This is a genomic window from Prosthecobacter sp., assembly GCF_020439865.1.
Classification (GTDB): Bacteria; Verrucomicrobiota; Verrucomicrobiia; order Verrucomicrobiales; family Verrucomicrobiaceae; genus Prosthecobacter.
The window spans coordinates 1-23,711 of record NZ_JAGRPF010000063.1 but is presented as its reverse complement, the minus strand read 5'-3'; the positions used below and the strand labels follow the sequence as shown (position 1 = coordinate 23,711).

Below are 23,711 nucleotides of genomic sequence, written 5' to 3'. Positions count from 1 at the left end.
AAGGTCAATGCCATTTCTTCCGAAGAAAGTCCGGCACTCCTGTGCGGGTGCCTCGGGCGAATGAACTGAGAGACAAAGAGTGATGAGTCGTTCTCTTGGACCGCTCTTCACTCCATCCGACCATGACACGCCTCCTCCATCGATCCGCCTTCTTCGCCCTTGTTCTTGCCTCGTTCTCCATGGCCGTTGGTGCCGAAGGCGAAAAGAAGACGCTGAACGTGCTCTTCATCGGCAACAGTTTCACTGCCAGGCACAATCTCTCCACCGTGGTCAAGGAGATGGCGGAGGCGGGCAATCCGGGGCTCACCTTCAACCGCACGGATGTCATCTATGGTGGTCGCACGCTGAAGGATCACTGGCGGCTGGGAACGCAAAACATCGTGAAGCAATCGACGCTCACCGAGGTCGAGGAGAAGGCCACCATCGCCGCGTTGGAGAAAGACGTCGCAGCCAATCCCAAGGACAAATACGCGCCGAGCGCCCTCGAGCGTCATCGAGCGCTGTTGCCAAAAATCGAAGCCAACCGTCAGCCTTGGGACATCGTCGTGCTTCAGTCCTATCGCGACGACATCGAAGGCGATCCCACCCTGTATGCCGAGTATGCGCCGAAATTTGCTGAACTCATCAAAGCTCAGGGCGCGCGCGTGATCCTGTATGAGACCACGCCCACGACGCAGAACGACAAACCACTGACCGCCGCACCTGATGCGGCACCTGTTCTCGCAAAGGAGCGTGCCATTGCCGCAGTGGCGAATAAGATCGAGGCGTCCGTTGCACCGATGGCGCTCGTGGCGCAGCGCTGCCAGACCGAGCGGCCGGATCTGACGCTGCGCTTCGTCAATGATGCGCATTTGAACCAGACCATGGCCTATCTCACCGCCTGCACGCTTTATGCCGCGCTCTTTGAGAAAAGCCCCGTCGGACTGCCGGTCAACTCCATCACCGACACACGTTCCTTTGAAGGCGAACGAAACGACAAGACCAAGGACCGCGACGGCAATCCCATCACGCGCCAGTTTTCCGACAAAGACCGCGCCGACCTCCAGCGCATCGCCTGGGAAGGCTGGTCGGAGTTTCAGAAGCTGCGGTGATGGTTCTGCCGCGCAGCCGCCGTATTTGGCTGCATGAGTCGGCTGCCGCGTTTTGCTGGGAGGAGGACCATGAGCTGGGCGCGCGCCGTTCTTCTCATGGGCTTGTGCGGCGTCGTGACGTTGCGCGGCTCAGATGTGACTCCGCAGGCGCCGTCGTCGGACGATGATGGCGCGATCCCGCAACCATTGAAGGACGAGGACTTTGACGCGCTGCTCTCAAACTCCCCGTTCACCCGCTCGCTGGGCTTTTCGGATTCGATGATCCTCACGGGCATCGCGCACATCGACAACGATGTCGTTGCCACGCTGCTCGACACGAAGACCATGGAGTCCCATGTGGTCTCCAAAACGGCCAACTTCCGAGGATGGCAGCTCGTCGGCGTCGGAGGAAATGCTGCGGAGATCAAGACGTGGTCAGCGCGGATCCAGGTTCCCGGGGGCGAAGTCGTTTCCATTCGCTATCAGGAGCCGCCCAAGAAGGCCTACCTGGCCAAATCGGGCAAAGGCGGTTCCGGGGTCGGCGGCAGTTCCGGTGGAAGCACTCCGCCGCTGAGCAACGCCCAGATCGACGAAGCGAAAAGCGCCGCGGTCGATTACAAGAAGGGCTTCAATGCAGATGGTTATCCGAAGGAACCGCCGCCAGAGATGGTGGCCAAGCTTTCGCGCCTCAGCACCTCGCAGCGCGAGGAGATCAATCGCACTATGTTTGGCTATCGCAATCAAGGCCTCGGCCTCGATGAGCGGCGGAAGATCTACGAGGGTCTCGTGGACCGTTCGCTGCAGCGGCGGTAAGATTGTCCTCGCGGCTGACTAACTGAACAATCCCAGCACCGGCTTGCCGGTGGAAAAGGGCGGGCGTGACAGGCCGGTGTTCATGCCGAGGTCGTTGAGCGGCACGCCCATGGCATGCAGCACGGTGGCGTGCAGATCCTGGACGGTGACGGGATCGCTGATCGGAGCGGAGGCGGTTTTGTCGGACTCGCCGTACACCGCACCGCCGTGAATGCCGCAGCCGGCGACGATGGCGGAGAAGCATTTCGGCCAGTGCTGGCGTCCGGGCGGCCCTTTCGTCAGGATGATCGGCGTGCGGCCGAATTCACCGACGGCGACCACGAGCGTGTCATCGAGCAGACCGCGCTGCTTGAGATCGGTCAGGAGAGCGGAGAGCGCCTGGTCGAGTCGTGGCAGACAGAAGTTCATGCCATAGGAGCCGGTGCCGAAGGCGTTGCCCATGCCCATGTTGCCGCCGTGCATGTCCCAGCTCGAGCTGGGCGGCCCGCCGCCTTTTTCGTCCGGCGCGGCGCCAACCCATCCATTCACAGTAATGAAACGCACGCCCGCCTCCACCATGCGCCGCGCGAGGAGAAGGTTCTGACCAAGCGGATGCATGCCGTATCGCTCGCGCACGGCCACGGGTTCCTTCGTCAAATCAAACGCCTCGCGGCCTTCCGCACGTGTCATCGAGTCGTAGGCTTTCTCGCGCAGATCGTTCCAGTCCTGGCCGAGCGGACTGTCGGCGAGGAACTTCGACTCCATCTCGGCCAGCAGCTTGCGTCGTTCCCATAAGCGTGCGGGATCTCCCATGTCATAGATCTCCGGTGGTTTGAAATTCGGCATCGCCGGATGGTTGTCCGCGGAGCCGATGAACACCGGCGCATGCGCGGAACCGAGGTAGCCGCCGGAGCCGATGTTCGGCGCGCAAAAGACCGGCTGGCCCACGCATTTGATGATCCAGGCGTTGGAGACGAGGTTGTCCTCGCTCGGCAGATGCTTCGCCACCACGGAGCCGAGATACGGCAGGCCGTCGGGCTCGCCCTGCTTCACGCGCTCGATCAACTGACCGCTGAGCAGGTTGTGCATCGCGTCGAAGTGATTGCTGATCGGCCCCGGATGCGTCATCGAGCGGATGAGGCAGAAGTGATCGGTCACCTTCGCGAGCATCGGATGCAGTTCGCTCAGGTGCATGCCCGGCACCTTGGTGCGGATGGGTTTGTAAGGGCCGCGGATCTCCGACGGCGCGTCGGGTTTCAAATCCCACGTGTCAATCTGGCTCGGGCCGCCGCACAGCAGCAGAAAGATGCAGCGCTTCTTCGAGGCCACCGCCTTGCCCGAGGCGTCCAGTTTGTCCTTCCCGACGACCAGCCCCGGAATGGCGAGGTTCAGAGCGCCGATGCCACCGGCTTGCAGAAACCTGCGTCGCGAACTCGGGAGGAGATTCATAAACAGTGGCTGTTGGAGATGAACAACACGATGCCACCGCAGGCGGCATGCCCCGCACAGATTCCGAGGCCGGAGAAGTACGGCCTCACCCGCCGGGATTTCTCATCGCCGGCATCAAAGCCCGCGAAGTTGCAGAGGCATCACTTCGCCAGCGCCTTCGCAGCAGCCTTTTGAAACGCCTCGCGCACCGGGCTGGCGTCGCTGTTCGGGAAATTCGCGCGCTGAACCATCAACACATAAATGACGTCCTTCGCTGGATCGATCCATGCCTGCGTGCCCCATGCGCCGCCGTGGCCGAAGCTGCCGGGCGAGAGCATTTCCGCGAGGCCGGCATGCGGCTCCTTCAACACGCAGACGCCGATGCCCCAGCCGTAGTTCTTGCCGTGATTGCCGAACTCCTCCTTCTGGAAAAAGCCGCACGGCAGATCGCCGGTGTGCACGGAGGAGAGAATCTTCACCGCCTCAGGTGTGAGAATGCGCTGGCCGTCGAGCGTGCCGCCGTTGAGCAGCATGCGGCAGAAGCGCGTGTAATCCATCGCGCAGGAATACAGGCCGCCATTGCCCTGCGGCGGACGGCCGCGCTTGCCGAAGTCACCGCGCGGCGGCACGGCCTCGAGTTTGCCGGTGTCCTTGTTCTTCGCGTAACCCGTGGCCACCTGCGCCCACTGCGCATCGGTGGGATAAAAGGTCGTGTTCGTCATGCGGAGCGGATCGAAGAGCCGCTTCTGCAAAAATTCGTCGAAGGTCATGCCGCTGATCACCTCGACAATGCGCGCCGCGGCGTTGATGCCGGACTGGCAGTACTTCCATTGCGCGCCCGGCTCGAACTGCATCGGCGTTGCGAGCCAGATCGGCACCAGATCGGCCAGCGTGTGCGCTTCGTCAGCCTTTGGCCCCTTCGCTTCGCCAAGCCCCGAGGTATGCGTGAGCACCTGCGTGATCGTGAGATTTGCCGGCTTGCCGGAGGGCGTCTTCAGCGCCGCGAACTCGGGGATGAACTTCGACACCGGGTCCGCGATGTTCAGTTTCCCCTCGACCTGCAGCATCATGATCGCCGCGCCGGTGATCGGCTTCGTCATCGACGCAATCCAGCCCATCGCATCCACGCTCATCGGCGTCTGCTTCTCGATGTCCGCCATGCCGTTCGCCTCGAGATGCAGCAGCCCGTCCTTGTTCGCCACCACCGTGACCGCTCCGGCGATTTCATGCTGCGCGATCATCTCCTGCATCGCCTCGCCAATGCCGGGCAGTTTCGGGGTGTCCGCGAAAGCGAGCGATGAGACGACGAAGGGAAGGAGGAGCGTGCGCATGGTTGTGTAAGGTCGAACGAAACGACCGGTGGGGGTCACTTCTTCGTTCTCGTCTTCACCGCATGCACGAGGCAGAACAGTCCGGCCATCAGCATCACGCCGCCGAAGCCGATGAGGATCTGATAGGGCATGATTGCAAACTTCGTCACGCGGCTGATCTCTGGATCCTCGGGCACGTAGGTCACCGTGACATTGCCGGTGGCCTGGGCGGCCTTGTAGTCGCCGCTGTCCACATCGAACTCCTTCGTGATCGCCGCATGACCTGCGGGCGCATACTCCACCACCACGGTTAAAGACTGCCCGCCTTTGGAAAGCGGACGCGCGGCACTGCTGACGACACGTCCTTGCGTCTCCGCCGAGTTTTGGACGAGCCTTTGATCGTCCTGAACACGAGTCCAACCGAAGTGCGTCACCCAGCCGCCCACGCCGAGCAGGAAGCTGATGATCAGAATGATTTTGGTTTGTTGCTGCCACATGGGAGGTGAGGAGGGGTGGATTGACAAACCGATGCGCGGAGCGTCGTCAATCTCCATTGAACAGCTTTAACAGCCAGCGGATCGTCCCGATGTCTCCCGTTGCAGCCGCAGGGCGACACGCTTGTGGATTCACTTCTCGACGCGCTTGACCGAAAAACTGTCCAGCAGGCTTTGCTCCGTCTCGGATGAACGCATCACGCCGTAGGTTTGCTGGACGTTTTCCCGGTAGGCGCCGGACTCACGCATCAGGGTTTCATGCACCTCCGCCAGCCGGTCGTGCGGAATGTTGGGATAGAGATGATGAATCACATGCAGGTCGTTGCCATAACCCAGCAATGCCCAGCGCGTGAACGGATCCACATGCAGAATGCGTGAGTTGTCGATCGCGCCTGTCCCGGCGTTTGCATGCTGGTAGATCTCCCGCAGCAGCATGAGATAGGGAAACACGTACACGAGCGGAAACACCCACAGCAGGCAATACGCCCAGATCACCCAGCCACCGAACCGCTGAGCCAGCCAGCCCAAGCCCAGTATCAGCAGAGTGGAAAAACTCAGCCGCAACAGCGCTGCCGTCTTTGAACTGCCTGCAAAACGTCCTGCGTTAGGAAAGGATTCGGACGGCAGGACGGCCCAAACCATCAAAGCTAGCATGTAGCACAGGCTCACGGCTCCCCACGAGGCCGATCCTTGCCAGCAGGCCACCACGAGGATGAGTGCAACCACCACAAAATACACGGCTCCAAGCCGGCCCGGTCTTGCGACTGCGGCACCACGATTCGCCGCGGAGTTTTTGTTTTCCACGGCCAGCACCGAGAACAGGTCCAGAAGGTTCCTCAGCACAAAGGGAGGCCAGAAAAACTTGAGAAAGAATTGATGCGTAAACCGCTCCTTCGACATAGGAAACCTCGCCCAGATGCGCTCCAGCTTGCCTCCCGACAGGTTTAAATCATGCTCCGGGTCATTCGGGTGCAGGTGATGGGACAGATGCCGCTTCCGGTACATGCTGATGCTCGAAAACAACGGATAGAAAATCAGCAGATTGGCCAGCCGGTCGTTCCAGAAACGGTCGGGCACCAGCAGGCCATGGGAGGCCTCATGGCCGATCAGTCCGATCCGGTGCTGCAGGCAGCCGACCAAGAAGGCCGCCACCAGAATGACCCCGACCTCCCAGAACGGGCCGAGGCCCCATGCGCCACGCAGGAGATGAAACTCAATCGCCGCTCCCGCCACAAGGGCGACACACACGTACTCCAAAAACAGGTGCACTAGTCCTGCCCACGGGCGCACCTGCGACCATTCACGCAACCTGGGAGGGTCCAGGAGCCGGGTCGAAGACGTTGTCTCGGCATTCATGCAGTTTCTGGTGTGCCGGTGATTCTAACGGCTTCTGGTTCCGGGGTTCAAGACTCAAAACACGGCGAATCCTGTCCTGCATGACGCCATCCTTTCGGACCGGCCAGGTGTGGGCTGATCAGGCGCGACAGAGGCAGTCCGAATTCACTGCTTTGTCCCGGGCGCCTTGGGCTGGGGCAGCGACGCGATCCAGCCCATCGCATCCACGCTCATCGGCTTCTGCTTTCCAATGTCCGCCATGCCGTTCGCCTCGAGATGCAGCAGCCCGTCCTTGTTTGCCACCACCGTGACCACACCGGCGACTTCATGCTGCGCGATCATCTTTTCCATCGCCTCGCCAATGCCGGGCAGCTTCGGGGTGTCCGCGAAGGCGAGCGATGAGACGACGAAGGGAAGGAGGAGCGTGCGCATGGTTGTGAGGGCTGTCAGAACGGAACAGCCAACACGATGTTGCGGACATGTGGACGAGGTGCCTTGCCAGCTAGCTCCGCTTGCGTTCTTACATTTCATCAACGAAAAAACTCCCAGCAACCCGACTAGAAGCATGACGCTTGACCAAGTACCAGTAAGCCGCCTTGCCGCATATATAAGCGCAAACGGAATTATCGGGCTCGCCATCGACCGCCTCGCCTGCGGTCGCGTTGTTGCTACCGAGGTCCGACAAGATGAACTTGGCATTCATCGCACTCCATACGTGGAACTTGATGGTGATCCTAGCCAAATTGTGAATGAGCTAGCCTCACGATGTGGTCTGCCGGTACTCGCTGGTAACGCTGCCACGCGTGACGAAATGGACGCGTTTCAGTCGAAGCAGCAGGTTCTAAGAAGCCGTGCTGAAATCGACAAAGCTATTCGAGCCGAAATACGTGCGGAACAGGAAGGAGTCAGGGGAGTGCACTACGCGGATAATGATTTAGCATGTGCATTAGCCTACTTTCGAGGTGACGGAATTCGCCAGGATTTCGTGGAGGCAGCAAGATGGTTCCGGATGGCCGCGGATCAGGGCCAAACTGAGGCAAAGTTCTACCTCGGCGAGTGCTACGCAAATGGCTGGGGAGTGGATCCTGATCTGGAAGAAGCCGCTTTTTGGTACCGTCAAGCTGCTGATGGGGGACATCCAACAGCCCAGTTGTGTCTCGGCGTTTGCTACGCTACTGGCAAAGGAGTTCGGATTGATGACCAAGAGGCGACTAAATGGTACTTACTGGCGGCTGACCAAGGAAATCCAAAAGCTCAAATGCTTTTGGGAGTCTGCTACGAAAAGGGCAGGGGTATATCGCAAGACTTGAAGGCGGCCGCAGGCATGTATCACGCAGCAGCTGCTGCTGGAGAGCGAGACGCAAAAGACCACCTTGTTTCGTTGTCCAGCATCAATGCGTTCGCCCGTGCGTTAAACGACGGCTTGTTGGAGTGGCTCAATATAGGAGATGAACTTGAGCCAGATGATCAATTCGACCTTGCCCAACAATATGCTCAAGGAGATGGGGTTCAGCACGATCTAAAAGCGGCTGCAAACTGGTACCTGTTAGCCGCCCAAGCAGGCCATTCGGGCGCGCAAAACAATTTGGGTGTCTGTTATGATCGTGGTGAAGGAGTCTCGCAAGACAGCCGCCAAGCCGCAGTATGGTATCGTAAGGCTGCTGAACAAGGCGACGAAACAGGGCAATTTAACCTTGGACTCTGCTACAAATTGGGAACCGGCGTCCCTAAAGACTTGGTTTTGGCCTACAAATGGCTGAACCTAGCCGCAGCAAAAGGACAAGCAAATGCTGGCAGATTGAGGGACGAATTGGAGAATAAGATGCTCGCAAGCCAAATAGCCGAGGCACAAAAACTGTGTCGCGAGTCTCCCGTCTAGGCAGGTCTCGAAACGACCGCAAACTAGGACTCATCTTTTCTGTCTTTGAGCGTCTAGGGCTTGATATATTTTCTGAGTCGTAATCCGGCAATTGAATGCTGCCGTGAAGATCAAAAAATTCGTGGGGTATCGTTGCTCGACCCATTGCAAGAACGACGAGCACTGCGCGATACATTTTGATGTCAGCTCCCAAACATCCCACTGATACGTGTAAACCTCGGGGCCACGTTTTGTGGTGTGCGCAATCAGTTGATTGATATCTGTGCGTTCGGAGCTCAAGAATGTCTTGTTTTCAGAGTAGCCGAAGTCCGAAGCCAGCAAGTCAGAGTCCTTGGCTTTGACGCCTCCTTTGTTCTTCCGACTAGGACATTCGCGGGGAATCAGAAAATCGTTGAGGTCACGAAGGGCCATCAAGGTTTCGTTGAGACATGCATCACCCATTACCGTCAGCATTAAAGACCTAGAATCCGCGATCGAACTGGGATGGTGAAAATCTTTGTCGTTTTGAAATTCGATCACAAAGAAAAAGTGGGAGAAAACACGAAGCAGTCGATCCGAAAAGTATTCCAAATGTGCGACCAAATCGGAGTCTTCGTCTTGTGAGTGCATAACGTCGCTGTTTGTCACCCAAACAAGCTCATCTGCCCCGCGTCCTCATCGCTGACGGCTTTCTTCCGCGTCTTCGCGGGCACGCTGGTCGCCACGGGAACTTCTTTGACGCTTTCGGCAGGCTGGTGGCCGGATTCGAGTTGTTGGAGGACTTCCTTGGCGCGGTCGATGACGTTTTCGGGGAGGCCGGCGAGACGCGCGACCTGGATGCCGTAGCTTTTTTCGGCGGAGCCGGGAAGGATCTTGTGGAGGAAGATGATCTGATGATTCCACTCCTTCACGGCGACGTTGTAATTTTTCACGGCCGTTCGGCTTTGCGCGAGTGCGGTGATCTCGTGGTAGTGCGTGGCGAAGAGCGTGCGCGCGCCGACCTTGTCATGCAGATGCTCCGCGACGCTCCACGCGATGCTGAGGCCGTCGAAGGTGCTCGTGCCGCGGCCGATCTCGTCGAGGATGACGAGGCTGCGCTCGGTGGCGTTGTTGAGGATGAGCGCGGTCTCGTTCATCTCGACCATGAAGGTGCTCTGGCCGCGTGCGATGTCGTCGCTGGCACCGATGCGCGTGAAGATGCGATCGACGAGGCCGATCTCCGCGCTGGCGACGGGCAGGAAGCTGCCAATCTGCGCCATGAGTGTGAGCAGCGCGGTCATGCGCAAATACGTGCTCTTACCGGCCATGTTCGGGCCGGTGATGAGGATGAGGCGGCTTTCCTCGGGCTCCAGCGTGATGTCATTCGGCACGAAGCGCTCGCCGCTCGTGAGATTCTGATCGAGCACGGGATGGCGGCCGTCGCGGATGAAGAGATTTCGCGTCTCATTGAGCACGGGGCGCGTGTAATTGAAAAGCCGCGCGGTCTCGGCGAGCGAGCCGAGTGAATCGAGCACGGCGATGGTCTCCGCGGTCTCCTGGATCTGCGCGAGGTGCTGAAGCACGCGGCCGCGCAGCTCGATGAACTGCTCGTATTCGAGCGCCTTGCTGCGCTCCTCGCTGCCGAGGATCTTGTCCTCCATGCGCTTCAACTCGTCGGTGATGTAGCGCTCGCCGTTGACGGTGGTCTGCTTGCGGTGGTAGTCGGCGGGCACGCTGCCGACGTTCGCCTTCGTGATCTCGATGAAGTAGCCGAAGACGGCGTTGTATTTGATCTTGAGGCTCTTGATGCCCGTGCGCTCGATCTCCCGCGCCTGCAAATCCGCGATCCACTGCCGGCCGAGTGTGGAGGCGGCGCGGAGTTCGTCGAGCTCCGGCAGCCAGCCCTCGCGAAACACGCCGCCTTCTTTGATCTGCATCGGCGGTTCATCGACGATGGCGCGTTGGATCTCGGAAGAGAGCGCGGTGAGGTCGTGAAGACGACGGGTGAGCGCGTGACGAAGTTCGTCGGTGTTTGATTCGTCTTCGGGCTCGGACTGCTCGGACAGAAGCGTTTTGAGCGCAGGCACCACCTCCAACGAAACCGCAAGCGCCTGCAAATCGCGGCCATTGCCGTTGCCCTGGCTGAGGCGTGAGCTCGTGCGCTCCAGGTCGCGCACTTCTTTGAGCAGCGTGTGGATTTGGCCGAGTAGGATCGGTTCGTCGAGCAGCGACGCGATCATGTCCTGGCGCTGCGTGAGTGTGTCGAGATCGCGCAGCGGATGCAGCACCCAGTGGCGCAGCTTTCGTGCACCCATCGGCGTGCAGGTGCGGTCGAGCGCGCTCAACAGCGTGTGCGCATTGCCACCGCGGGCGCTGACGAGTTCGAGGTGGCTCTGGCTCGCAGCGTCGATGAGCACGACGTCGTTCGTCTGCCCGACGCGCAGGCGCTGGATGTGCTCGACACTGCGGCGGAGCTGGAACTGCAGGTATTGCAGAATCGCGCCGGCGGCGCAGATCGCGGCGCTCATGCCGGTGCAGCCGAATCCGTCGAGCGACTGCACTTTGAAATGCTGCGTGAGGCTGTGCTGCGCCTGATCGAGCAGGAAGAGGTAGCTCTCCGTCGATTGCGCACACGCCGGAGCGCCGAGGGCGTCGATGAGCTCGCGCTGATCGTCGCTGAAGAGAATCTCGCTGGCCTGCAGGCGCTCGAGCTCGTCCGCGAGCTCGGTGGTGTCCTTGAATTCGGCGACTTCGAATTCGCCCGTCGTGTGATCGACGTAGGCGAGGCCGAATTTTTTCCCATCGCGAAACACGGCGGCGAGGTAGTTCGGGCGGTTCGAGTCGAGGAGATTGAGATCGTTGATCGTGCCCGCGCTGAGGATCTGCGACACCGCGCGCTCCACGATCTTCCCCGGCACCGGATCCGTCGTCTGCTCGGCGATGGCAACGCGCTTGCCGGCCTTGATGAGCTTCGCGATGTAACCCTGCGACGAATGATGCGGCACGCCGCACATCGGCACCGCGTTGCGTTTCGTCAGCGCCACGTTCAGGATGGGCGAGGCGACCTTCGCGTCCTCGAAGAACAGCTCATAGAAATCGCCGAGACGGTAGAAGAGCAGCACGTCCTCCGGCACCTCGCGCCGGATGGCGAGATACTGCTTCATCATGGGAGTGGTCTTGGCGTCGGACATGGAGCGTCAAGGCTTTGCCGCCAAGGGGGCGACGGTCAAGACTTCTTCGCATGCCGCGGCACCCGGCCGCTGTTTTTAACGGCGCCTGCGCCAGATCATGGGGAAAGCGCCGACGAGCAGCAGGAGGGCACGGGTCGGTTCGGGGACGACAACGAGCACGCCCTGAGACTCAAACATGCTGGTGTCCCAAACGAGGCCGGTGCCGAGGGTGGGAAGGAGCAGGTCGAGTCCGGTCTCTGTGCCGTCGCGGAAACGGTTGCCGATGGTGAAGCCGTTGAGCGTGAGAGTGGAGAGGGAGGACCAGTCGAGGAGATTGAACACATCGCCAAAGACGCCGGTGTAGCCGCCAGTGGTGGCCACCGTGATACCGCCGTTGGCGTTGAGGGTAAGCGAACCGGAAGTGGCGATGAGGTCATGGCCGCCGTCGTTGCCCGTGAGGAAGCTGCTGAAGTCCGTGCTGATGTGATCGACCCACGTAACGGTGTCGCCGCCGTAGTTGGTGAAGAAGGTGGAGGAGGCGTTGTTTGTCGTCGTGCCGACTTGAAGCAGGGCGCGATCCACGCGGGCGCCGCCGCCGGCCAGCGTGAGGTCACCCAGCACGGTCAGGGTGCCGGTTTGATCGCCGACCGTGGACGCAGAAGCCAGACCGGTGACGACGCTCGAGGAGCCGGGCTTCAGGACGCCGTCGGTGTTCGTGGATCCGACATTGCTGCCGACCACGAAGAAGGCCCCGGTTCCGCCGATGGTGCCGTTCCCCGAGATGACGGCGTCGCTGGTGTAGGCGGCGTCGGTGTGCTGGCTGATGTCAAACGTGGCCCCGGCTTCCACATTGACCCAGGCGGCGTCATCCATGCTGCCATTAGCCTCCAAGGAGAGGGTGCCGGCGGACACGCGGACGTTGCCGGTGTTGGTGTTGACGCCTTTGAAGATGAGCTCTCCGCTGCCTTCCTTGGTGAAGGAGCCGGTGCCTGCGATCTCCGCGTCGGCTTCGAAGGTGGCGCTGCGGCCGGTTTCGACGTCGAAGGTGCGCGCCGTGGTATCCGTGGCCGAAGGCGAGCCGTTGAGGGTGACGGTGACGTTTTGATTCGTGAGATCAGCACCGGAGATGTTGCCGATGGTGCCGCCCTGCCAGTTGTAGGTGGCGGTACCGCTGCCCTGGCTGAGGTCACGGAAGCGCATGGATGCCGTGCCGGACTGCGTGATGGTGCCCTGGGTGTTCTCCGGCGTGGTTCCGGCGCTGGTGTAGTTGGCGTCGGCCATGCGGATGGTGTCGACGATGACACTGCCCACGGCATAGGTCAGGGTGCCGCGACCGTAGCCGTTGACGCTGGTGTTCTGGCCGAGCCGACCCAGCACGAGCAGGTTCAGCCGCATGTCCACGCTCGACGCTCCGGTGAGATTCAGGGACGAGACATTGGGGGTGCCGGTGCCCGCGATGTCGTTGTCGCCGATGAACAAATTCGCCCCTGTAGTGCCGGCCTGCTGACCGCGCAGGGTGAAGGAGCCGCCGGAACCGATGGTCACGTCTGCCTTGGAGCGGCTGCCGCCGATGACGAAGGTGTCCACATTGATCGTGGTGGAACCGGTGCCGAGGTTCAGGGTGGAGGAAGCACCGGTGTTTACCACCGCCGAGGGCGAACTGCCCATGAGAATGGAGGTCGCGGTGATCACGTTGGTGCCGTTGGACAACGTCAGGCTGCCGGTGGAGCGCAGGCTGTTTGGGCTGGGGACGGCGCCGTTGTAGATGCCCATCTGGATCTGGTTCACGTTGATGGTCACGGAACTCGCGCCGGAGAAATTGACCGTGCCGGCGGTGTTTCCCGTCGTGGCCTGGGTGGCCGTGGGATCGCGGTAGCCGATGAGGATGAAGTCATCTCCGCCGCCGTCGCCGATGTTCACGGCACCGCCAAGGACGGTGAGCGTGGCAGTGACATTCGGGCCGCTGTTGTAAACCCCGCCGACCACGAGGGACTGCAGATTCAGGCCGCTTTGAACCGTGGACGAAATCGTGCCGCTGGTCATACCGGCGGTCTGAATGAGGTAAAGCGCCTCGGTGGTGTTCGCTGCGATGGTCTGAAAGTTCAGGGCGCCCTGATTGACGACGGTTGCTCCGGTGTAGGTCGGTGCGGCGCTGAGGGTCAGGGTGCCGGCACCAGTCTTGGTCAGGCCGCCGTAGCCGTTGTTGCCGACCGCGTTGGCGAGCGTCACGTTATTCGCACCCACGTCAAAGACACTTCCAATCCCGAGGATATGACCGCCAAAATTTGGGGTGATGTAAACCGACGCGCCAAGCAGTTCCACTGCACGACTGCCCGCGGTGATGTCGGTGGTGTTGCCCGTGCCCCAGCGCAGCGTGCCGTCGCTGAGACGGATCATGCCGCTGCCGAGATTGCCAGTGGCGCCGAACTCGAGGATGCCCTGGTTGATCGTGGTCGCGCCGGTGTAGGAGTTGGTGCCGCCGAGGATCAGCGTGCCTGCGCCGGTCTTCGTGAGGCTGGTGGCACCGCCGTTGTCGATGACGGCAGATTGCAGTGTGAGAGTGGCTCCGGAGGCAGCGGCGTTTGAGGAAGTGATGTGAATGACAAGTTCGTCATCACTTGCCCCCGAGGTGCCGGCCTGAATGGAGTCGAAGCCGCTGATCGTCACGTCATTGTCCGTGGCTCCGGCGGTGACGAGGAGTCCGCCACTGGTGAGCATGAGCGTGCTGCTCACGTCACCGGTCAGATCCACCGAACCGCCGCTGCTGACGATGCGCAGGGAGTTCAATGTCTTGGAGGCGAGAGATGAGGCTGTGGCGCTGAGGCTGAGGTTGGCGTCGCTGGCGGCCGCGGCATAGTCGCTCGCATACTCGAGGTCGGTCAGGGTGCGTAGGCTGTTGCCCACTGTGCTGTCCACCGTCAGGAAGGTGTTGCCCACGCCCGTGGGGCTGTTTTCGCCGATGGCAAAGGCGAGGATTTTCAGATTAGTCGCTCCGGCGGTGGTGCTGGTGCCGGTCTGGTAGCTGTTGATGGCGGTGGCGGTGGTGAAGGTGACGCGCGTGGCATCGGTGGAGCCGCTGGGAGTGCCGCCAAGGTTCGGACCGCGTACCAGCATGGTGGAGCCATTCGAACGACTGAAGGATGTGGTTCCACCAAAAGCCATCGTCGTCAGCGCAGCCGTCGTGGTCGCCGCGGTGTTGTCCAGAGTGAGCGTGTTGGCACCGCCTGCGAGGCTGAGGCTGGCGGCGGTTTCGGTGCGCGTGCCGTTCTGATTGCTGGTGACGCGGTAGCCGTCTCCGGTGGTGCCTTCGAGAATGATCGCGGCGCTGTTGTTGATCTTGTTGATGCTGGCGGAGGTGCTGTTCTGCTCGGATCGCAACTGACCTCCGCGCAGGCGGATCGTGGTGATGGAGGTGAAGCCGGCGTTTGCTCCTGTCAAATCGACCAGTCCGCCCAGCACGGTGAGTTCGCCGCTCATGGTATGCTCGACGTTCGTGGTGGTGGTGAGTGTGCCGCTCCCTTTTTTGATGAGCTGCGCGTTGGTACCGGTGATGCGTGCAGAGAGCGTGCTGCTGCCGGTCTGATTGACCGTCAGCACACCGCCTGTGCCGAGGCGAATTTCTCCGCGGCCGAACTCGGCGTAGGTGTTGTCGCCGCCCCCGCCACCGGAGAGGTTGCCGACGCCCTCGCTGCCGCCGTTGAGGTCCAAAACTGCGCCATCCACCATGGCGGCACCGCTTGAGATGACGAGGGTTCCGTAGTCGGTGATGGCGTTGCCGCCGCTGACACGCACGAGGCCCTGGATGTTGACCTGGCTCGTCTGGTTGCTGCTGCCGGTGCTGTTGTGACCTCCGAGATTGTTGGTTCCAGTGAGGAGAATCCATCCCGGTCCGGCAAACGTGAGTTGCTGCGCCTGCAGGCTCTGCGGGGTGTTGTTGGAGCCGAGGTTGGCGGAGATGGTCAGGGTTCCGGTGGAAAGATTGGTGATGATCATTTCACTCGCCTGCCCGCCGATGGCCTGTTTCAGCATCAACTGTCCGCCGCTGATGGTGGTGTCCCCGGTCACGTTGTCACTGACGAGAATGGCGCCGGCTCCGAGTGTGAGGACGCTCGTGGCGTTATTGATCGTCACCGTGCCGCCTGCCGGGGCGTCGAGAATGAGGCTCGCGATTTCGCCTGTGCCGAGTGTTCCGGAGGCGGTGCCGTCCACCACCACATGACTGGCGGACGTCCACTGCGACAGGTCGTTGAGGACAGTGCCGACGGCCACGATCTCGTTGCTGCCGTTTTTCGCCGCCCAGCGTTCGCCATCCACCGTGGCCCATCCGCCGAGGATGCCGGTGCTGCCGTTGGCGGCGCCTCCTGTGGAGGTGATCACCGTTTTGGACCAGTCATTGGAAGAAAAATCCACCACGCCGTTCCCGATGCTCCGGGACAAACCGCTGGCGAGCGTCACGGAGACGGTCTGTCCGTTGCTGACGATGGAAAAAGTGCTGTTTGCCCGGACGATGGCGAGAGATCCGATGGTCTCGGCACTGGCCGCAGACGCGTTGCCCCACAGTTCCAAGATGCCGCCACGCAGGTTGGTCACGGCGCTGTCGCTGAGGCGGCTGTTGCTGTTGTTCATGCTGTAATCCAGCACCAGCATCCCGCGGTCCACAGTCGTGGTGCCCGTGTAGCTGTTGGCTCCACGCATGACCATGGTGCCGACGGACTGCTTGATGATGCCGCGGTTGCTCGCGTCCCCGTTGGCGATGCCCACTTCGACGGTCAGGTCATTGGCCGCGGAAGTTTCATTCACGATGAAGGTGCGGTCGCCAAACAGGCCGATCACAGGTGTGAAAGAGCCGCCGCCGCCCGAATTGATGAGCGCCCCGTCGCTGGTGGGATGGACATAGGTGGTGGAGTTGACGCGGTAGACGACCGCGGAATTGGTGTCCAGCGTGAGCGTGCCGAAGCCGTTGACGCCCGCCGCGCCGGAAGCGAGACCGAAAATAAGCTGGGCGGCGGCGGTGTTGGATGCATTCACCTTCACCGTGCCGTCGAGGATGCGCAGATTGCCGGTGAAGCTGTTCGCTCCGTTCAAGGTCAGCGTTCCGGTGCCGTCCTTGTGAATGGAGGCGCCTGAAATGACACCGTTCACCGTCAGGTTTGTGCCCGCAGCCGTGTTAAAGGTGAGGGTGGCGCTGTTGCTGATGGCCCCCAGCGACACATTGCCGAGGGTGTTGGACAGGGTCAGCGTGCGATTGGCTGTGGCGGTGACACCACCGGTGATGCTGATGTCTCCCGTGCCTGCGAGTGTGAGATTGGCATTGAGTGCCACATCGCCTGCGACCGTCAGGGTGCCGCCGCCCGTGTTGCTCCAGGTTTGCGCGCCACCCACCGCGATGCTGGAATTGATGAGCTGAGTGCCGCCTTGCACATCAATGCCCGAGGTGCCCAAGGTCAGCAGGTAATCATTCAGGGTGCCCAGGAGGGTTCCGGTGGAGGCGTTGCCGTTGAAAACCAGCCCCTGTGCCGCCTGAGCCGCGCCGAGGGTGGTGATGGCATTGGTGAAACCGTCTGCATTAAAGATTGCCACCTCTCCAGACCCGGGCACTGCGCTCGGGGTGCTGCCGCCGGTCAGAGCGCTGGTCCAGTTCTCCACGTCGGTCCAGTCGCCGCTGTTGGAGCCATCCCAGTAAACATTTGCCGCCAGGCAGTGAGACGAGAGGAGGAGACAGGCGAAAATGAAGCGGTGCATCATGGGGACGGGCAAGAAGGGCGCGACAGAGACAACACAGGGCCGCATGCCGCTCAGTTTTTTTGGGGGCGGCGAGGATGAGGAGTTCCCCGTGGCTGTCAAACTACGGATCAGTCACTTTCGTGGGGGGTGCGAATCCCGAAGGACTGGAAGCCCCGCAATCGTTGTTCCGGCATGACCGCACGCCGTCAGTTTTTGCAGACATGCGCCGCCGCCGCGCTGCCGGGGCTTGTTTCGCACGCTGCGGAGACCACGAAGCCGTTTTCCTTCATCCTGCTGGGTGATCTGCACTACGACAGCCTGGCGCATCACGATCTGAAGTGGCTGCAGGAGCATCACGCGGGCGATTTGAGCCAGATTCAGAATTACTCACGGCTGACGGCGGAAGTGATGCCGGGGATGTTTGCCGCAGTGAAGCAGCGGATCGCGAGCCTGCGTGATTCAGCCGCGCCGCCGGCGTTTGTGCTGCAGGTGGGTGATCTGGTCGAGGGACTGTGCGGCAATGTGGAGTTGGCCGTGACGCAGAATCGCGAGGCCGTGGCGTTCGTCGCACAGCAGGAACTGGGCGTGCCGTTTCTGTTCACGAAAGGCAATCACGATGTGACGGGTGACGGAGCCAAGGAGGCGTTCGACGAGGTTCTGCTGCCGTTCATGGCTTCCGAGGCAAAGCAGCTTGATGCGGCGGCCTCAAACACGCAGGCGAATCATCTTGTCACGTTCGGCGAGGCTCAGTTCACTTTCTTCGACGCGTACGACAAGGCGAGTTTGGAGTGGCTGGAGGCCGTGGCGGCGAAGCGCACGGCGCGGCATCTGTTTGTGATCATTCATCCTCCGGTGGTGCCATACGGAGCGAGGGCGACATGGCATTTGTATGCCGGTGAAAGGACGAAAGCGCAGCGTGCGAAGCTGCTCGACGTCCTCGGTCGCCAGGAGGCGATGGTGCTCGGCGGGCACTTGCACAAGTTCAGCGCGCTGACACGCCTCGCGGGCGGGAAGCGCTTCACGCAGCTCGCGGTGAGCAGCGTAGTGTCGACGTTGAATCAGAAGCCGAAGGCCGAGCTGCACGGGATCGGCTGCTACAATGGCGACCAGGTAAATCTGGAGCCGAAACATTCCCCTGAGACGGCGGATCTGAGACGGGAGCTGTATGCGACCGAGCAAAAGCAGGTGACTGCATTCGAGTATGCCGATGCCGCCGGATACGCGGTGGTCACCGTCGATGGCGAAAGGGTGGGAGCATCCGTTCATGCGGGTTCGCGCAGCGAGGTCTTTCAGAACGTGACGCTTTCGGTGTGAAAAGTGAATGCTTGATCGGGCGGGCAGGTTTGTCAGAATGGGTGCATGAAACAACCTGAACGCGAAGCCCTGTTTGACCTGCTCACATTGTCGATCTACGCGGATGCCCATGTTTCGTTGACCGAGGAGAGGCTGCTTGAGTCGGCTTTCATCGCGGAAGGCTGGGAGTCGGAGTATCCGAAGAGCCTGTTCATTGACGAGTCCTTCGCCCGCGCCCGTGAAGCGGCGGACAGCGACGACGCGATGTTCGACTACATCAACGAACGCGCACAGGCCTTCACCACGAAGACGGCGCAAAAAGAGGTGCTCGGCGTGGTGAAGAACATCCTCAAGAGCGACGGCGAGTCGCCCGAGGAGAATGAGTTCTACAGCCTGCTGGTTCAGGCGCTGCCGAAGATCGGGAAGTAAGCGAAGGCTACCTCAATACCGGCTCGCCGAGATGCTTTTTGAAGAAAGCAGCGGCGATCTCGACCGTTTCGGCGCACCAGGGATCGCTCATCCAGTAGGGATGCGGGGCGTCTTTGAGCGTGTGCACCGCAGTTTCGATGCCGAGGGCTTTCAGCTTCTCCATCATCTCGGCACGGCCGATTTTGAGCGTGTCTTTTTCTCCTTCGATGAAAATCGTGGGCGGCACTCCGGGGCGAACGTGGGTGATGGGTGAGGCGGACTTGTAGAGATCAGGTTTCTCGTCGCAATTCGCGCCGAAGAACAGCAGTGCGCCTTCATTTTTCTTCCCGGTGTTGGCGGCGACGAGATCCTGCGTGGCGGCCATGACGATGCAGGCCTTCACGGCGCTGGACTGATCCTTGAACGGACCATCACCTTCGAACTCCGGCAGTCCGCTTGTCATGCCGGTCAAGCCCGAGAGATGGCCGCCGGCGGAACCGCCCATGCAGCCGATGCGGTCGGGGTCGATCTTCAGTTCCTTCGCATGTGCACGCAGGCAGCGCAGCGCGGCCTTGCAGTCGTAAATTGCCGCCGGGTATTTCGCCTCGGTGCTCAAGCGATAGCTGACGAGCGCCGTGACGAAGCCACGTTGCGCGAGGCGCTCCATCATCGGCTTGTCGGCCTCCACTTGGCGCGCCTTCCAGCCTCCGCCGTGGATGTCGAGAATGCACGGCCAGGTTCCTTCGCCCTCCGGCACGTAAACGTAGAGTTCCACATCGTGCTCCGGATGCTTTTCGACCATCAGCGTCTTCAGCGTGAAGCCGGCGGGCGTCTGCGGGTTGAGCTTCTTCCACTTGGGGGCGGTCGAGGCGGATTTGGCGGCTGGTTTGGAATCTGCCGCTTGGGTGGAACCCAGGCTGATGCCCAGCAGAAGGCAAAGAAGAGGTCGGATGATCATGAAGGCGTGCATAACGGTCGCAGGCGGTCCGTTTCTCACGCGATTCTCCCTGAGACCGCCACCGATCAAAGGCCCGGCGGGCGCTCAGAGGCCTTGCGCATGGGCTTGGCCTTCGGTGGCGGAGCACCGGGATCAAACCACTCTCCACCGATCACCCGGGCGCCGCCGTTGGTCATCAGGAGCGAGGGGCGGTTGCCGTCCGGGTCGCGGTAGTAGCTGCGCTGATGGATTTTGCCGTCAGGATTCACCACGGCATGGCAAAAGACGTGCGGCTGGGCGAGGAAGAAGACATGCAGTTTGTTGGCGGCGTCGATGCTGATCTGCGGTTGCACCGCCATCATGGCAGGTCCGAGCAGGAAGGTCGCGATGTAGGCGCCGCTGCGATCGTCGGTGATGCGGCAGTAGAGCTGCAGATCGTCGAGTTCGCGGAAGAGGATGACCTGGTAACGGCGCTGGCGACCGGCATTGGAGTAGCCTTCAGGCACACCGAAAGGCTGGTCGAACATGTTCGGCTTTGAGTCGGTGATGGTCATGCGCGCCTTGTTTGACTCGTAGAACTGGCCGCTGATGGGATGCAGCACCTGCGCGATCATGCTGAAGGTGCCGAGATCGGCGGTGGAGTAGCCGCCGGAGATTTCGACCTTGTGTTTCATCGTGCCGCCTGCGCGCATGGTGATGGCCTGCTCGGAGCCGATGGTGACCGGCGCCAGCCTGCGCCCGGTGGACTGGGTGATTTCAAAGTGCAGCCAGTCGCGCGCGCCGTGGCCGCCCACGACCACGTCGGCACCCGAACGATTGGTGATGGTGACCACCGCCACGACCGGCTCGCCGGTCAGGAACTGGTTCTTGGCGAGGGTGAGATTGGTGACGTACTGCGCGCGGGCGATGCCAGAAAACAGGCAGAGGGTCAGCAGCAGGAGAATGCGGTTCATAAGCTTCAGGGTTGCGATTTGGCTGGGGCAGTGCTGGAGGCGGTGCGAAAACCGCGGGCCAGTGTAGCCTCATTTGCGGATTCTGGAAAGCGTCTGTCAGTCAGAAGCTGGTCGTTGCTCTTGAGTCCGAAGTGCCCGCCGCGCACGACCGGCACCTTGATATCGATGTAATCCGGGTGGGCAGGCCATTCACCGGAAGTGGTCTCACCGGCGGTCCATTCGCTGACATTGCCGGCCATGTCGCATACGCCGTAGAAGCTCACGTCCCCATTGTCGCGCGTGATCGGCGCCCAGAGATTGTAGCCGTCGATTGCTCCGCCAAGGCCTTTGGGGGAGGCGTTGTAGTCGTCGCCCAGATTGGCGGCCTTGCTGTTGGGCTGCATGCCCCAAGGGTAGAGGCGGCCATCCGGTCCGCGCGCAGCTTTCTCCCACTCCTGTTCCGTGGGCAGGCGCTGGCCTTTCCATTGGGCAAAGGCATACGCATCCCACCAGTCCACCTGACTGACGGGCGTGTTCAGCGTGATGCTCTCGCCGTTGAATGTGGTGCCCGATTTGGCGGCGTTGTAGTACTGGCTCCACTTGAGGGGTTCGTGGCCGGTCTTCGTTTTCGGCTGCAGCGGGTGATCGTACTCGCCTGCCGGAACCTTCTTCAACGCCTGCAGAAACTCGGCGTACTGGCCGATGGTGACTTCGTTCTTGCTGATCCAGAACTCCGGCAGCTTCACCTTTTGGTCTTTTTGATAAGTGAACGTGCCTGCCGGAATGTGAACCATCTGGATCGGCAGCACGGCGGCAGTGGCCCGCGCGGTGCTGAGTCCGTTCATCATCGCGCCAATACCCGCGACGACGATCAGGATGACGGCGACCACCATCCACACCCACCACGGTTTACGTCCGTTCACGTTCACCGGCAGGCTCTCAGCCTCGATCTTGCGCACGATGCTGCGCTCGCGCATGTCATCACGCACATCGTCGAGAGCGTTGAGCAGTCCGTCCCAGTCGTGGCCCGCATCCGCGAGCGATTGCAGCAGCCCGCGGGCCTTGCCGTCGGCGGCCACCGGCTTCATCAGGTTGAGAAACGCCACCACGTCGGCCTTCGCATCGCGCTTTTTGGCGACAGGCGGGCGGAAGAAGTTCACGATGCTGGCCTGATGCTCGGCGTCGATGTAAATGTCTCGCGGCGAGATGGTGCGGTGGTGATATCCACGTTCGGTGGCAAACTGCATCGCCTCCGCCACGCCGAAGAGCACTTCGGCCAGTCGGCGTTCGCTCAGCCGTTCGTCCGTCAGCTCGAGCTCGGAAAGACTGCGGCCGCGCGGCAGCTCGCGGGTGTAAAACAGCCAGCCGTTTGTCTCGCCCGCCTCATACAGCGGAGCGATGCGTGGATGAGTCAGCGAAGCCTTCACCCGCTCACGTTCCTTGAACTTGGAGACGATGTCGGGCTGCTTGAGATGCTCCGGTTTTAGCAGCACCAGCGCCACCGGACGTTGAACGGTGACCTGAAGCGCGCGGTAGGTCTCGGCCTCCTTTTCGTTGTAGAGCCGTTCCAGCACCTGGTAGTTCCCGAGCACGGTGCCCGGCACCATCACGGGCGGCGCTTCATTGGACTCCACAGGTCGCGTCAGCAGTGCGCGCACGCGTTCCAGCAGCTTTTCCGGTGTGTAGGGTCCGTCCTTGAGCACCAGACCGTCGGCGATCTGGTCTTCAAATCCGGTGAGGTCATAACGCGTGCTGAACAGCACGCGTACTTGGGGGAAACGTGCTCGTGCCGTGTCGCGCAGGGCGAATCCCGATTCCTGGGTCGGAAAAATCGCTTCGGTCACGAGGATGTCGAGCGAGTCCGCCTTCGCGATCCATGCCGCGGCTTGGGCTGGACCGGGAAATTCGACGATGGTGTAGCCGGGAAGGTTGTCCCTCAGCCAGGTGGTGCGTACGCCGCGCAGCGCGGCGTTGGAATCAACAAACAAAAGAGTCATGCGGGGGCGTGTCAGGTGCGATCATCGGCTCATCGGCGGGAGCAGCGGATTCACACCAGCAGGAGCGGTGCCCGGCGCGGATCCGAACTCCAGGAGATCGCGGGGCTCGGCGGCCACATCCTGGAGCTTGTTGTTATAATAGAGGCGCAGCATGTATCCGTAATAGGAGCGCCGGCCATGCTGCTGGATCTCGGCGGCGGAGAGTGCGGGCAGGTGATAAACGACATCCAGCGTCTCCTCGCCGGTGCCGCTCCAGTCCACCGGGGCGGACTGCCAGGTTTCGACTGGTTCAGGCGCGATGGTCTGCGCCACTTTCGTGCCATTGACCCGGTCAAAAAAGAATACTTCCAGATTCATCTCCTGGCCGTTGACGGGATGATTGCCCGCACGGGCGATGGGAACTCGCACCACGTAGCGCTCTCCGGCATTCACAGAGAAATCACGCTTCACCTGGCAGGCGCCTAGGCGCAGGAACTTTTCGCTGTCGCCTCCGGGCATGGCAGGCGGGGCGGTTACGGCCGCGGAACCGGAACCCAGACGACGTGCAGCGAGCTCGAAGTAGCTGCCCGCCTTCGTCTCGCCCAGCAGCTGGATGCGCCGCCAGTTGTCCATGGCCTTCGCCGTGATGCCCATCTGTTCGTAGGTCTGCGCCATCTCGGCGATGATCGCCGGGTGGTCGGGTGTCAACTCGTCCGCGCGCCGCAGCAGTTCCAGAGCCCCCTGCATGTCGCTCATGCCGCGGATTTCCTTCGCTGAGGTCACGACATAATTCACATCGCGCAGCAGCTCGGTGGTGGCATCGGGTTTCACCGGCGGCGGTGCAGGCGCTGTCGGAGCAGCGGCTGAAGCTGGCGGAGACGGCGACGCCATCGGCCCAAGTGTCGTCACAGTCGGAGGGGCCGAAAACGAAGGAGGTGACTGAGGAACAGACGGAACAGACGGCGGCGGAGCTGACCCGTCGGTCCGGGTGAACGAACCGATCGG

17 protein-coding genes are annotated in these 23,711 nt (G+C 61.4%); 5 read left to right on the top strand and 12 right to left on the bottom strand.

What is annotated here, in order from left to right; genetic code table 11:
• The first annotated feature begins 122 nt into the window (after positions 1–122).
• Both KDL09_RS06195 and KDL09_RS06190 read left to right on the top strand, forming a co-directional pair.
• Complete coding sequence (locus tag KDL09_RS06195) at positions 123–1,091, top strand: hypothetical protein (protein ID WP_294382774.1); 969 nt, start codon at positions 123–125, stop codon at positions 1,089–1,091.
• Positions 1,092–1,160: 69 nt separating this feature from the next.
• Complete coding sequence (locus KDL09_RS06190; protein WP_294382773.1) at positions 1,161–1,883, top strand: hypothetical protein; 723 nt, start codon at positions 1,161–1,163, stop codon at positions 1,881–1,883.
• Positions 1,884–1,901: 18 nt separating this feature from the next.
• Here KDL09_RS06190 and KDL09_RS06185 read toward each other — a convergent pair whose 3' ends face one another.
• The 5 genes from KDL09_RS06185 to KDL09_RS06165 all read right to left on the bottom strand — a co-directional run bounded on the left by KDL09_RS06185 (position 1,902) and on the right by KDL09_RS06165 (position 6,861).
• Positions 1,902–3,311: a DUF1501 domain-containing protein gene (locus KDL09_RS06185; RefSeq protein WP_294382770.1), complete on the bottom strand. Its 1,410-nt coding sequence runs from the start codon at positions 3,309–3,311 to the stop codon at positions 1,902–1,904.
• Between the two features lie 140 nt (positions 3,312–3,451).
• Positions 3,452–4,621, bottom strand: a complete 1,170-nt coding sequence (locus KDL09_RS06180) for a serine hydrolase domain-containing protein (RefSeq protein ID WP_294382768.1) — start codon at positions 4,619–4,621, stop codon at positions 3,452–3,454.
• A gap of 35 nt (positions 4,622–4,656) precedes the next feature.
• A complete protein-coding gene (locus KDL09_RS06175; RefSeq protein WP_294382766.1) occupies positions 4,657–5,097 on the bottom strand; it encodes a DUF3592 domain-containing protein in 441 nt (146 codons plus the stop codon).
• Between the two features lie 129 nt (positions 5,098–5,226).
• Entirely contained in the window at positions 5,227–6,450 is a 1,224-nt protein-coding gene (locus KDL09_RS06170) for a fatty acid desaturase (RefSeq protein ID WP_294382764.1), read from the bottom strand.
• A gap of 144 nt (positions 6,451–6,594) precedes the next feature.
• Positions 6,595–6,861: a hypothetical protein gene (locus KDL09_RS06165; RefSeq protein ID WP_294382763.1), complete on the bottom strand. Its 267-nt coding sequence runs from the start codon at positions 6,859–6,861 to the stop codon at positions 6,595–6,597.
• A gap of 133 nt (positions 6,862–6,994) precedes the next feature.
• Here KDL09_RS06165 and KDL09_RS06160 point away from each other — a divergent pair, with 133 nt between their 5' ends.
• On the top strand, positions 6,995–8,308 hold the full coding sequence (locus tag KDL09_RS06160; RefSeq protein WP_294382761.1) for a tetratricopeptide repeat protein: 1,314 nt from the start codon (positions 6,995–6,997) through the stop codon (positions 8,306–8,308).
• A 30-nt stretch (positions 8,309–8,338) separates the two neighbouring features.
• Here the strand turns inward: KDL09_RS06160 and KDL09_RS06155 are convergent, their stop codons facing one another.
• The 3 genes from KDL09_RS06155 to KDL09_RS06145 form a co-directional block, all read right to left on the bottom strand.
• Positions 8,339–8,917 (bottom strand): hypothetical protein, encoded by a 579-nt coding sequence (locus KDL09_RS06155; protein ID WP_294382758.1) that lies wholly within the window; start codon positions 8,915–8,917, stop codon positions 8,339–8,341.
• Positions 8,918–8,931: 14 nt separating this feature from the next.
• Complete coding sequence (gene mutS / locus KDL09_RS06150) at positions 8,932–11,457, bottom strand: DNA mismatch repair protein MutS (protein WP_294382756.1); 2,526 nt, start codon at positions 11,455–11,457, stop codon at positions 8,932–8,934.
• Positions 11,458–11,532: 75 nt separating this feature from the next.
• Positions 11,533–17,181, bottom strand: coding sequence for an autotransporter-associated beta strand repeat-containing protein (locus KDL09_RS06145; protein WP_294382754.1), 5,649 nt, complete (start codon positions 17,179–17,181; stop codon positions 11,533–11,535).
• A 171-nt stretch (positions 17,182–17,352) separates the two neighbouring features.
• On the opposite strand from KDL09_RS06145, the gene KDL09_RS06140 reads away from it, so the two are divergent.
• Together KDL09_RS06140 and KDL09_RS06135 are read left to right on the top strand one after the other, a co-directional pair.
• Complete coding sequence (locus tag KDL09_RS06140; RefSeq protein ID WP_294382752.1) at positions 17,353–18,474, top strand: metallophosphoesterase; 1,122 nt, start codon at positions 17,353–17,355, stop codon at positions 18,472–18,474.
• A gap of 45 nt (positions 18,475–18,519) precedes the next feature.
• Positions 18,520–18,882 (top strand): hypothetical protein, encoded by a 363-nt coding sequence (locus tag KDL09_RS06135; RefSeq protein ID WP_294382751.1) that lies wholly within the window; start codon positions 18,520–18,522, stop codon positions 18,880–18,882.
• Between the two features lie 7 nt (positions 18,883–18,889).
• On the opposite strand, the gene KDL09_RS06130 is transcribed toward KDL09_RS06135, so the two are convergent.
• The 4 genes from KDL09_RS06130 to KDL09_RS06115 all read right to left on the bottom strand — a co-directional run.
• Entirely contained in the window at positions 18,890–19,819 is a 930-nt protein-coding gene (locus KDL09_RS06130) for an alpha/beta hydrolase (protein WP_294382749.1), read from the bottom strand.
• Positions 19,820–19,884: 65 nt separating this feature from the next.
• Positions 19,885–20,751 (bottom strand): hypothetical protein, encoded by an 867-nt coding sequence (locus KDL09_RS06125; protein ID WP_294382747.1) that lies wholly within the window; start codon positions 20,749–20,751, stop codon positions 19,885–19,887.
• 5 nt (positions 20,752–20,756) lie between these two features.
• Entirely contained in the window at positions 20,757–22,727 is a 1,971-nt protein-coding gene (locus KDL09_RS06120; protein WP_294382746.1) for an SUMF1/EgtB/PvdO family nonheme iron enzyme, read from the bottom strand.
• A 21-nt stretch (positions 22,728–22,748) separates the two neighbouring features.
• Positions 22,749–23,711, bottom strand: a 963-nt coding sequence (locus tag KDL09_RS06115; RefSeq protein ID WP_294382745.1) for a tetratricopeptide repeat protein, incomplete at its 5' end; no start/stop codon positions are given.

What these genes read in the sequence shown, in the direction of transcription:
- KDL09_RS06135 (WP_294382751.1), top strand. Translation starts at nt 18,520, where the DNA reads ATGAAACAACCTGAACGCGAAGCCCTGTTTGACCTGCTCACATTGTCG.
- KDL09_RS06140 (WP_294382752.1), top strand. Translation starts at nt 17,353, where the DNA reads ATGACCGCACGCCGTCAGTTTTTGCAGACATGCGCCGCCGCCGCGCTG.
- KDL09_RS06165 (WP_294382763.1), bottom strand. Translation starts at nt 6,861, where the DNA reads ATGCGCACGCTCCTCCTTCCCTTCGTCGTCTCATCGCTCGCCTTCGCG.
- mutS (WP_294382756.1), bottom strand. Translation starts at nt 11,457, where the DNA reads ATGTCCGACGCCAAGACCACTCCCATGATGAAGCAGTATCTCGCCATC.
- KDL09_RS06195 (WP_294382774.1), top strand. Translation starts at nt 123, where the DNA reads ATGACACGCCTCCTCCATCGATCCGCCTTCTTCGCCCTTGTTCTTGCC.
- KDL09_RS06190 (WP_294382773.1), top strand. Translation starts at nt 1,161, where the DNA reads ATGAGCTGGGCGCGCGCCGTTCTTCTCATGGGCTTGTGCGGCGTCGTG.
- KDL09_RS06125 (WP_294382747.1), bottom strand. Translation starts at nt 20,751, where the DNA reads ATGAACCGCATTCTCCTGCTGCTGACCCTCTGCCTGTTTTCTGGCATC.
- KDL09_RS06120 (WP_294382746.1), bottom strand. Translation starts at nt 22,727, where the DNA reads ATGACTCTTTTGTTTGTTGATTCCAACGCCGCGCTGCGCGGCGTACGC.
- KDL09_RS06180 (WP_294382768.1), bottom strand. Translation starts at nt 4,621, where the DNA reads ATGCGCACGCTCCTCCTTCCCTTCGTCGTCTCATCGCTCGCTTTCGCG.
- KDL09_RS06130 (WP_294382749.1), bottom strand. Translation starts at nt 19,819, where the DNA reads ATGATCATCCGACCTCTTCTTTGCCTTCTGCTGGGCATCAGCCTGGGT.
- KDL09_RS06185 (WP_294382770.1), bottom strand. Translation starts at nt 3,311, where the DNA reads ATGAATCTCCTCCCGAGTTCGCGACGCAGGTTTCTGCAAGCCGGTGGC.
- KDL09_RS06175 (WP_294382766.1), bottom strand. Translation starts at nt 5,097, where the DNA reads ATGTGGCAGCAACAAACCAAAATCATTCTGATCATCAGCTTCCTGCTC.
- KDL09_RS06155 (WP_294382758.1), bottom strand. Translation starts at nt 8,917, where the DNA reads ATGCACTCACAAGACGAAGACTCCGATTTGGTCGCACATTTGGAATAC.
- KDL09_RS06160 (WP_294382761.1), top strand. Translation starts at nt 6,995, where the DNA reads ATGACGCTTGACCAAGTACCAGTAAGCCGCCTTGCCGCATATATAAGC.
- KDL09_RS06145 (WP_294382754.1), bottom strand. Translation starts at nt 17,181, where the DNA reads ATGATGCACCGCTTCATTTTCGCCTGTCTCCTCCTCTCGTCTCACTGC.
- KDL09_RS06170 (WP_294382764.1), bottom strand. Translation starts at nt 6,450, where the DNA reads ATGAATGCCGAGACAACGTCTTCGACCCGGCTCCTGGACCCTCCCAGG.